This window comes from Seleniivibrio sp. (assembly GCF_021209385.1).
Classification (GTDB): domain Bacteria; phylum Chrysiogenota; class Deferribacteres; order Deferribacterales; family Geovibrionaceae; genus Seleniivibrio.
This window is the reverse complement of record NZ_JAJOIL010000012.1, coordinates 1-9925: the sequence shown is the minus strand read 5'-3', so window position 1 is coordinate 9925 and position 9925 is coordinate 1. Positions and strand designations below refer to the sequence as shown.

Genomic DNA, 9925 nt, shown 5'->3' with positions numbered 1-9925 from the left:
GGCATAGACAGAGCACCCGCCAGAGCACTTATGTATGGCACGGGTATGCCGGAAAGCAGCATGGGCAGAGCGCACATAGGCATCTGTTCCAGTTTCACCGATCTTATCCCCGGACACGTGGGTATGAGAGACCTTGAAAGATACATTGAAAAAGGCGTTCACACAGGCGGCGGTCACTCGTCCATCTTCTGTGTGCCGGGCATCTGCGACGGAATCGCAATGGGGCATATAGGTATGCACTATTCGCTCCCCTCAAGAGACGCCATCGCCGATATGATAGAATGTGTTGTTGAAGCACACGCACTTGATGGCGTGGTATTCCTCACCAACTGCGACAAGATTACCCCCGGAATGTTGATGGCGGCTGCACGCCTGAACATCCCTTCGATAGTAGTGACCGCAGGTCCCATGGCTACCGGAAGCTACCGTATGCAGAAACGCTCGTTCATCAAAGACACCTTTGAGAACATGGCGAAATGCCGCACAGGCGAGATAAGCGAAGATGAGATGAAAAACATCGAACAGTGCGCCTGCCCCGGACAGGGTGCTTGTCAGGGTCTGTTCACAGCGAACACCATGGCGTGCCTCACAGAAGCTATGGGAATGTCACTTCCCGGCTGCGGAATGGCGCTTGCAGGTTCGGGCAAAAAACGCCGCATCGCTTTCGATTCAGGCGTTGCCATCTGCGAACTGGTGGAAAAAGATATCAAGGCACGCGACATCATGAACGAAAACGCATTCAGAAACGCAGTGATGCTGGATATGGCGCTTGGCGGCTCAACAAACACCGCTCTGCACCTTCCCGCTATTGCTTATGAGGCGAAAGTTCCTTTCAGCCTTGCGCTTTTTGACGAATACAGCAAGACCACTCCCCACATCACAAGCATCAACCCCGGCGGCGAGTTCTTCATGGAGGACGTTGACGCGGCTGGCGGTATCGCGGCTTTCCAATACAGACTGCGCGACAGACTGTACGACAACCCCACGGTGTGCGGAATGACTGTTAAAGAGATAGCTAACGCAGCAATAGTATATGATGACGATATAATCAGACCGCTGGATAACCCCTATCACAAAGAGGGCGGTATCGCGGTTCTGAGCGGAAACATAGCGCAGGACGGCGCAGTTGTTAAACAGTCAGCCGTCAATGCCGACATGCTCCAGTTTACAGGAACAGCCGTATGCTTCGACAGCGAAGAGGCGGCTATGGACGCTATCAAAAACCGCAAGATAGTTAACGGTCAGGTAGTCGTTATCCGCTACGAAGGGCCTAAAGGCGGACCCGGTATGCGCGAGATGCTCGCTCCCACTGCTGAAATTATGGGACAGGGACTCAACAAAGTTGCCCTCATCACCGACGGAAGATTTTCCGGCGGCACAAGAGGACCCTGCATAGGTCACATATCCCCCGAAGCGGCTGAGGGCGGCGATATAGGTCTCATAAAGGATGGCGATAAAATAGTTATTGACATTCCCGGCAGGACGATTAATCTTGATGTTCCCGCCGAAGAGCTTAAAAAGCGTCGCGCGGCGTGGGTTAAGCCTGAACCTAAAATCAAAAAGGGTTATCTGGCTAAATATGCTGCCCGTGTTTCAAACGCGGCACAGGGCGCAATCTGCAAGGTCGAAGACCTGTAAGACCCCGGTCTTACCGATGTTATACAGTTTATAAGCCCTGTGAAAACAGGGCTTTATGAGACATTTAAAAGAAATATACCGGAAAACAAACTCCGGTTCCGACCGCGCTGTCTGTGACAGAGTCGTAGGAGTTTCTTTTGGATATAAAACGGCTGTCGTACCGGAGTAGGTGGGCAGAGGGATTTGACCCTTTGTTTGCATAAGTCGGCAGTCAAATATCTTTTACGGAGTTACATTATGATGACAGGTGCTCAGATCCTCATCGAATCACTGAAGAAAGAGGGTGTCGATCTTATCTTCGGCTATCCGGGCGGCGTTCTGCTCGGTGTCTACGACACTATTTATGATTCAGACATTACCCACATTCTCCCCAGACACGAACAGGGCGGTATCCACGCGGCGGAAGGCTATGCCAGAGCAACAGGCAAGGTCGGCGTATGCTTCGGTACATCAGGTCCAGGCGCAACTAACCTTGTTACAGGTATCGCAAACGCGCACATGGACTCTATCCCTCTCGTCGTGTTCACAGGACAGGTCGCCACAAGCCTTATCGGCGGCGATGCGTTTCAGGAAGCGGATATCATAGGCATCACAAGACCGATAGTTAAACACAGCTATATGCTGACAAACGTCGAAGAGACGGCTTCGGTCATTAAGGAAGCCTTTCACATAGCAAGAACGGGCAGACCCGGTCCCGTTGTAATCGACCTGCCGAAAGACGTTATGGCGGCGAAAGCAAAATTTGAATGGCCGGAAAAGGTTAACCTGACAGGTTACAACCCCACCGTCAAAGGTCACCTCGGACAGATCAAAAAGATGCTCCGCCTGCTCGAATCCGCCAAAAAACCCGTTATCTACATGGGCGGAGGTGTTGTTCTTTCGGAAGCAAACGAGGAACTTGTCAAGTTCAGCGAGATAACAGGTGTTCCCGTTGTCTCCTCATTCCTCGGACTGGGCGGTTTCCCCGGCACTCACGAAAACTTCGTTGGCTGGCTGGGTATGCACGGAAACTATGCTTCAAATATGGCGGTTTCCGACCCCGACTTTATCCTTGCCATAGGCACACGCTTTTCAGACCGCTCCACAGGACGTCTGGACGGCTTCGCTCCCAACGCAAAGATAGCTCATATCGACGTTGACCCCGCGAGCATAAGCAAGAACGTTCAGATTGAAGTCCCCATCGTCGGCGACTGCAAAGCTGTTCTTAAACAGGCTCTGGGTGAAATTGATAAATTCAACTGGGACAAAAACGCTTCCGCCAGAAAAGACTGGCGCGATCAGATCAAGGCGTGGGATAAAGAACATCCCTTCGATTACGACCGCACGGCAGACATAATCAAGCCCCAGTATGTTGTTGAGACCATATATAAAGTTACAGAGGGTGATGCCATCATCTGTACAGAGGTCGGTCAGAACCAGATGTGGGCGGGACAGTTCTATAAGTTCAAACGCCCCCACCAGTTCATCTCCTCAGGCGGTCTCGGCACGATGGGATACGGCTTTCCCGCCGCAATAGGCGCGAAGCTCGGCTGTCCCGACAAGGAAGTTTTCGACATAGCGGGCGACGGTTCCATCCTGATGAATATTCAGGAGCTTACAACTGCTGTTCAGAATAAAGTAGCTGTTAAGGTAGCGATACTTAACAACAGATACCTCGGTATGATACGCCAGTGGCAGAATATGTTCTTCAACGACAGATTCAGCCATTGCAATCTCGAATGTCAGCCCGACTTCGTTAAGCTGGCAGAGGCGTTCGGCGCTGTGGGTATGCGTATCGACAGGAAAGAGGATGTTGAAAACGCAGTGAGAGAATCTCTCAAGATAAAAGACAGACCCGTTTTCATGGATTTCACTGTAGACAGAAACGAAAACGTTTTCCCCATGATACCTGCGGGCGCGTCCGTCAGCGAAATGCTGCTGATGAAGAAATAAGGGAGGGACACTGCAATGATGAGACATACTATATCAGTTCTGGTTGAGAACAAATTCGGCGTACTTTCCCGCATTTCGGGACTTTTCAGCGGCAGGGGATACAATATAGAATCCCTCTCCGTTAACAGAACGTTGGACGAAAACGTTTCCATTATGACCATCGTCACAATGGGCGACGACAGAGTTGTTGAACAGATAATCAAACAGCTGCGCAAGCTGGTGAACGTTATCCGTGTCCGCAACGTTTCCGAAATGGATCACATCGAAAGAGAGATGATACTTGTCAAAGTACACGCAACACAGAGAACAAGACCTGACGTGTTCAATATAGTCAGCACTTTCCGCGGAAAGACCGTTGACATAACGAACGAATCCGTGGTTATTGAGCTGACAGGCGCAAACGACAAAATTCTCGCTTTCCTGAACGTTATGGAACCATATGGCATAATTGAAGTTGTCCGCACCGGCGCAATAGCCATCGGTCGCGGCAGCAAGATGACCAGCGAAATGAAATAATTTTGAGGCTTCGACGTCCCTTAAACTACTGGGGTGTCAGGTTGAATAAAGATTTTTTTCTCTTCTTTCTCCCCCTTTAATAAAGGGGGGATTAAGGGGGATTTACATTTGAATTAAATTCGGAGGAGTTTATATAATGAAGGCTTATTACGAAAAAGACACCAACCTTGAGCTTATCAAATCTAAAAAAGTAGCCGTTATCGGCTACGGCAGCCAAGGTTACGGTCACACAAACAACATGAAAGACAGCGGCGTTGACGTGTGCGTTGCACTGCGCAAAGGCAGCGCTTCATGGGCGAAAGCTGAAGGCGCCGGACTTAAAGTTATGGAAGTTAAAGAAGCTTGCAAATGGGCTGACTTCATCATGGTTCTGGCTCCCGACGAAATTCAGGGCGATATCTACAAAAACGATATCCTTCCCGGTCTGGAAGAGGGCAACTACCTTGCCTTCGCACACGGATTCAACATTCACTTCAACCAGATCGTACCCCCGAAAAACGTTAACGTTGTTATGATCGCGCCCAAAGGTCCCGGTCACCTCGTTCGCGCTGAATATCAGAAAGGCGCCGGCGTTCCCTGTCTTATTGCTATCTATCAGGACTTCACAGGCGACAGCCGTGAGGTTGCTCTTTCTTACGCAAACGCAATCGGCGGTGCAAGAGCTGGTGTTCTTGAAACATCTTTCAAAGAAGAAACTGAAACCGACCTTTTCGGCGAACAGGCTGTTCTTTGCGGTTCTCTTGCACAGCTTATCCAATACGGATTTGAAACTCTGGTTGAAGCAGGCTACGCTCCCGAAATGGCATATTTCGAGTGTCTGCACGAAGTTAAACTGATCGTCGACCTTATCTATGAAGGCGGAATCAGCAACATGCGCTATTCAATCAGCAACACTGCACAATACGGCGACCTTACAAGAGGTCCCAGAGTTATCACTCCCGAAGTGAAAGCGAACATGAAACAGGTTCTCTATGAGATCCAATCCGGTCAGTTTGCTAAAGAATGGATGCTTGAAAACAAAGCTAACTGTCCTACATTCAACGCTCTTACAAGAATGGGCGCTGAACACCAGATCGAAGAGGTCGGCGGGAAACTGCGCGGCATGATGAGCTGGCTGGGCAAAAGCAAGATCGTAGACAAATCCAAAAACTAATCATACAGACGGGAGCTTTCGCTCCCGTCTTTCTTTTTCACCTCAAACTGTTAACATGTAAATCAGAATAGTTAAATTCGGATATAGTAAGTAATTTACTAATTTTAAACAATATGGTAATAATTCATATCACATTTGGTTAGAGGTGTATATGAAAGTAGGTGCTTTATTATTAATAGGTATTTTTGCGGTTGGAACCGCTTTTGCAGATGAAACAGTTGTTAGTAAGATTGAAATTCCAGTCATTAAATGCTTTGCAGCGACACCTGACAAACCTGTATTGAATGTAGTTGTGAACGACATTCCGTGTAAAGCTGCATCATGTCAGAATGGCACCAATGCTTCCAATGTAAAGGGTGGTATCAGTGCGCTTTCTCAGCTTATTTCCGGTTCTGGTGGCGTTCAGAACGTTGGACAGGGTGTTAAATCCATGCTTTCCAATGCATTGAAAGAAACAAAATGCTTTAATATTGTTGATACAGAACAAATTGAAAAACTCAAAAAAAATAGCCGCTATGACAGGTCAGGAAGTTAAGCTGCCCAAGATAGACCTGTTTGTGGATGGTTCCATAACATCAATAGATGTAACAAAATCAGGCGGCGCTCTTGCAGGAGGATTTATCCCGATAATCGGTCTTGTAAGCAAAACAAAAGAAGCTGCCAGTATGGATTTTGACCTCAGCATACTGAACCCTATGACAGCAGAGGTTGTGGATTCGAAGTCTTTCAAAGCTGACAGCTCTAAATCATCATGGGGATTCGGAGCGGCGGCAACAGTCGGCGCAGGCGGAGGCTGGAGTATCTCTAAATCGCTTGTTCTGGATTCTGTTGTCCGTGACGTTGTATTTGGAATCGCCAACCATATGGCGGACACCTTTACAGCGAACAGAATAGAATCAAGACCCGGTGTACCTAATGCTCCTGCAGAAGATGCCACTGGTACAAGTAGCGAACCGGCGGCACCATCAGCAATGGATCAGGCATCATAATAATACAAATTTTGAGGGGAGTTCACACTCCCCTTCAGACTGATGACAAACTTGTCAAAAGTTAATGAGATTGCCGCGTCAGCATACAGCTTCCTCGCAATGACAGCAATTTAGGTCTTCGCGAGGAGTGCATACGACGACGCGATCTCGCATTTTATCGACTTTGTCAACAACCTGAGGCGGTTTTCCGACCGCCTTTTTATCTTTCATAAAATTTCCTGCTTGACTTCTGAATAAACATCACTATTATCATGATAAAGGTGATGAATGAAAATTACAGCAAAATGCTATTACGCACTTATTGCAGCGGTTGAACTTTCAGGAAGCTACGGCAAAGGACCTGTCAGGGCGGCGAAGATAGCCGAAACCCACGGGATTCCCGTTCGTTTTCTGGAGCTTATTCTGGGCGACCTGAAAAGTGCGGAGATAGTCGAGTCAAAACGCGGCGCAGACGGCGGTTTTTCTCTGAAATCAGCACCTGCCGACATCAGAGTTTATGACATATTCAAAGCTATTGACGGTGAACTTGTCATGGTGGACTGCGACAAAGTGACCACCGGCGAATGTATGCTCAAGGAATATATGCACGGGCTCCGTGCAGTTATATTTAATTACCTCAACAACACAACTTTACTTGAGCTTGCAGAATCCTGCAGAAATGATGCGAAGATTTTAAACTACATCATTTAAAAATTTTTTTATTAAAAATATCATAAAATCTATGATATAAATAGGAGATCACTATGAGCCACACAGACACACAGCTTCTTCATTTCGGATACACGCCCGGGGAGGACGGTTCCCGCGCAGTACCCCTTTACCAGACCAGCAGCTACGTTTTCAAATCAAACGAACATGCGGCTAACCTGTTCGGGCTTAAAGAGTTCGGAAACATCTATACCCGTATCACAAACCCCACGACGGCAGTTCTTGAGGCACGTCTCGCGGCGCTGACAGGCGGGACGGCGGCTCTGGCACTCTCCTCCGGTCAGGCTGCGATAACCTATTCAATCCTGAACATCACAGAAGCCGGACAGAACATCGTAAGCACCACAAATCTTTACGGCGGCACATATAACCTGTTCAAATATACTCTGAAACGCCTCGGCATTGAGGTACGTTTCGTCGATTCATCCGATCCCGAAAACTTCATTAAGGCGGCGGATGAAAACACCAGAGCGTTTTACATCGAATCTATCGGCAACCCTAAAAACAACGTTGACGATATAGATAAAATATCTGAACTGGCGCACAGCATAGGGGTTCCCCTTATCGTTGACAACACTGTTGCGCCCCACATATATGATGTTTTTGCACATGGTGCGGACATTGCCGTGTTCTCGCTGACAAAATTCATCAGCGGAAACGGCACCTCCATAGGCGGCGCTATAGTGGAAAAGGGCGATTTTAACTGGGCGAACGGCAAGTTCCCCGAGCTGACAGAACCGGATCCCAGCTACCACGGACTCAGCTATTGGGGAGCATTCGGCAACCACGACGGTGCTGTTGTGAAAGGCATCGCCTATGCCATCAAAGCACGCGTCCAGCTTCTTCGCGACATGGGTTCATGCATCAGCCCTTTCAACTCACATCAGATTATTCTGGGACTTGAAACTCTGACGCTCCGCATCGCGAAACATTGCGAAAATGCACAGAAAGTAGCCGTTTATCTTGAGAACCACCCCAAGGTGGCATGGGTGAACTATCCCGGACTTGAAAGCCACAAAGACCACGAAAGGGCGAAAAAACACCTGCCAAAAGGCTACGGAGCCATCATAGGTTTCGGAGTTAAGGGCGGATTTGCAGCGGGCGAGAAGGTCATTAACAACGTTAAGCTTTTCTCAAACCTTGCGAATATCGGCGATTCACGTTCGCTTATCATTCACCCTGCAAGCACAACCCACCAGCAGCTTTCGCCTGAACAAAGGCTTTCTGCTGGGGTAACGGACGATTTCATCCGTCTTTCCATCGGGCTTGAGGATGTGAGCGATATTATCGCTGACCTTGAACAGGCCTTAAACGCGTAACACCTCCTGCTTAAGCGGGAATTTTTGAATACTGTGAGTCTGGGCGGAAGAGGGGACTTGAATAGGGATACGCTCAGGCTCCGGTATTTGTTATACCACGGGCTTGCCTCTGTAAATAAGAAGACCGGGGATCGCCAGCCCGAAGGCAATTGCGCCCAGTATGAAAAACGTTTTTAACCCGTTCTCGACTGCCGACTGCATCATGTTCATGTCATAACCTCTGTCGGCAAGCTCCACTACAGCTATCATCGTTTTGTAAGCATAAACTCCGGGTATCATGGGAATTATAGATGCCACGCTAATCACGCGCGGGTGAACCATACTCTTTTGCGCCCAGAGGACGGCATAGAAACTTACTATCACCGATGCGAGAAATGTTGCAAGCGGTATCTGCACACCGCAATTCATCAGCAGTTCTCTGATAAGGTATCCGAAAGCACCGCCAAGCGCGCAGAATTTCAGGTATTTTGCGGGTACGTTGAAGGCAACCGCAAACCCGACGGCGGGAACGGCGGCGAAGAGGCATTTAATTAATATATTGTATATTTCCATTGTCATATCCCAAGAATTCCCATGGCGGAAAGTATCCCCAGCGCTGTTGCCAGTGTCAGCAGTGTTGCAGAGACGAGCCTTGCCACGCCCATGTTTTTAAATCCTTTCAGCATGTCGGAAAAGGAGTTCACCAGCGGAAACCCCGGAACTAGCATCAGTACGGATGAGTATATTGCTGTTTCAGGTTCCGTGCCGAAATGATTCAGCATTGCGAACCCTGCCAGAAGAGTGCAGGCGAGCGCCGCCGCAAAGGAGCCGATCAGCGGGTTGAATCTGTCTCTGGAAAGAGTGATGAAAATCAGCTTGCCAACGGAAGCCGCTATGAATGTGGTTATGAAAACGGGGATGTCGCCGCCTGCCAGCAGGCTGAAAAATGCGCATGAAAGTCCGATTGCCGGAACCGTTCCCCATCTGCCGTATCTTTTACGGCTGACGTTTCTTATCCGCTCCTCCATCTCATCGCGGGATATGTCACCGCGCTCGCACTGTACCACCGCCTGCTGCAGCTGTGTGACCACGGTCATGTTCACCCCGCGCTCGGGACATCTGGAAGCTAATGTCGTCCATTTTCCGCTCTTGTATATTGTCAGCACCATAGAGCTTGAGGAAAGGGAAATCTCCGTGTCGTCCGCGCCCATTATTCTTGCGGTGCGCAGCATCAGTTCGCGGATGAGATTGCTCTCCGCGCCGCTCTCAAGCAGTCGGCTGCCGAGGAATATCACAAGCTGTATGCATCTCTCAAGTTTGCTGCTGAATGTCGTTTCCTCTGTATTCATTGTCACCTCTGAACCAATTCATTTATGAGGTTTCATTTAAAGTCACGCTGGTGTATAATCTGCAAATAATGACGAGGCTTAGTTAATGAAAGACGTACTGCTTAAAAAAGAGCTTTTCGGCGGTTTCGTTGAAGCTCTTATGAACTCATATAAAGTTGCCGCACCCACAAGACGCGGTGACAAAAGTTTTGCGTTCGATTTTATAACCGATCCGGCGGAGGTCTGTCTTGACCACATCCCGACGATTCTGCCGCCGAAAAAATATTTTCTCCCGCAGCACGAAACCCTTCTGGAATATGATACCACCGAAGGGCAGAACATGCAGGCTTTTGTTGAGATAGA

8 protein-coding genes and 2 pseudogenes are annotated in these 9925 nt (G+C 48.7%); 8 read left to right on the top strand and 2 right to left on the bottom strand.

What is annotated here, in order from left to right; all coding sequences use genetic code 11:
- The 7 genes and pseudogenes from ilvD to LRY47_RS03570 form a co-directional block, all read left to right on the top strand.
- Positions 1–1638: dihydroxy-acid dehydratase (gene ilvD / locus LRY47_RS03600; RefSeq protein ID WP_295222673.1), on the top strand; the 1638-nt coding region annotated here is incomplete at its 5' end.
- 234 nt (positions 1639–1872) lie between these two features.
- Entirely contained in the window at positions 1873–3570 is a 1698-nt protein-coding gene (ilvB, locus tag LRY47_RS03595) for a biosynthetic-type acetolactate synthase large subunit (RefSeq protein WP_366043185.1), read from the top strand.
- 18 nt (positions 3571–3588) lie between these two features.
- Positions 3589–4086 carry an acetolactate synthase small subunit gene (ilvN, locus tag LRY47_RS03590; RefSeq protein ID WP_295222670.1) on the top strand — a complete coding sequence of 166 codons (498 nt, stop codon included), beginning with the start codon at positions 3589–3591 and terminating at the stop codon, positions 4084–4086.
- A 136-nt stretch (positions 4087–4222) separates the two neighbouring features.
- On the top strand, positions 4223–5239 hold the full coding sequence (gene ilvC, locus LRY47_RS03585) for a ketol-acid reductoisomerase (RefSeq protein WP_295222667.1): 1017 nt from the start codon (positions 4223–4225) through the stop codon (positions 5237–5239).
- A 151-nt stretch (positions 5240–5390) separates the two neighbouring features.
- Positions 5391–6228: pseudogene (locus LRY47_RS03580) on the top strand (CsgG/HfaB family protein).
- Between the two features lie 267 nt (positions 6229–6495).
- Positions 6496–6918 carry an Rrf2 family transcriptional regulator gene (locus LRY47_RS03575; RefSeq protein ID WP_295222666.1) on the top strand — a complete coding sequence of 141 codons (423 nt, stop codon included), beginning with the start codon at positions 6496–6498 and terminating at the stop codon, positions 6916–6918.
- Positions 6919–6971: 53 nt separating this feature from the next.
- Complete coding sequence (locus LRY47_RS03570; protein WP_295222665.1) at positions 6972–8255, top strand: O-acetylhomoserine aminocarboxypropyltransferase/cysteine synthase family protein; 1284 nt, start codon at positions 6972–6974, stop codon at positions 8253–8255.
- A 90-nt stretch (positions 8256–8345) separates the two neighbouring features.
- Here LRY47_RS03570 and LRY47_RS03565 read toward each other — a convergent pair whose 3' ends face one another.
- Both LRY47_RS03565 and LRY47_RS03560 read right to left on the bottom strand, forming a co-directional pair.
- A complete protein-coding gene (locus tag LRY47_RS03565) occupies positions 8346–8807 on the bottom strand; it encodes a threonine/serine exporter family protein (protein WP_295222664.1) in 462 nt (153 codons plus the stop codon).
- Between the two features lie 2 nt (positions 8808–8809).
- Positions 8810–9583 (bottom strand): threonine/serine exporter family protein, encoded by a 774-nt coding sequence (locus tag LRY47_RS03560; protein ID WP_295222662.1) that lies wholly within the window; start codon positions 9581–9583, stop codon positions 8810–8812.
- 85 nt (positions 9584–9668) lie between these two features.
- Here LRY47_RS03560 and LRY47_RS03555 point away from each other — a divergent pair.
- A pseudogene (locus tag LRY47_RS03555) lies at positions 9669–9925 on the top strand (Ni/Fe hydrogenase subunit beta); the annotation flags it as partial.